The sequence below is a fragment of the Myxococcus llanfairpwllgwyngyllgogerychwyrndrobwllllantysiliogogogochensis genome, assembly GCF_006636215.1.
Taxonomy (GTDB): domain Bacteria; phylum Myxococcota; class Myxococcia; order Myxococcales; family Myxococcaceae; genus Myxococcus; species Myxococcus llanfairpwllgwyngyllgogerychwyrndrobwllllantysiliogogogochensis.
In genome coordinates this window covers 1-412 of sequence record NZ_VIFM01000892.1, presented here as the reverse complement: position 1 = coordinate 412, position 412 = coordinate 1, and the positions used below count along the sequence as shown (strand labels likewise).

The 412-nt window shown below is 66.7% G+C and carries 1 protein-coding gene; it reads right to left on the bottom strand.

The window, feature by feature from the left end; genetic code table 11:
* Positions 1-103: 103 nt before the first annotated feature.
* Positions 104-412: iron chelate uptake ABC transporter family permease subunit (locus FJV41_RS56220; protein WP_141649665.1), on the bottom strand; the 309-nt coding region annotated here is incomplete at its 5' end.

Below are 412 nucleotides of genomic sequence, written 5' to 3'. Positions count from 1 at the left end.
ACCCGTAGCGGTACCAAACCGCTGCCGAGCCCCCAGAGGGAGACGACCACGCTGGCGACAATCAGGATAAAACAGCTGAGCAGCAAACGACGGGAAGGGGCAGTCACATTGCACCTCCGCGCGGCTGACGACGCACCAGCCAGATCAGCACCGGGGCGCCGATAAAGGCGCTGACCACCGAGACCCGCAGCTCTCCGGGGACCAGCAGGCGGCCAAGAACATCGGCAAACAGCAGCAGCGCCGGGGTTGCCAGCAGGGTGACCGGCAGCGACCAGCGGTGGTCGGCGCCCACCAGCCAGCGCGCCATGTGCGGCATCATCAGGCCGATAAAGGCGATGGGGCCGACCACCGCCGTAGCGCTGCCGCAAAGGACGGTTATCGCCAGCAGGCCGATAAACTGCGTGCGCACCAC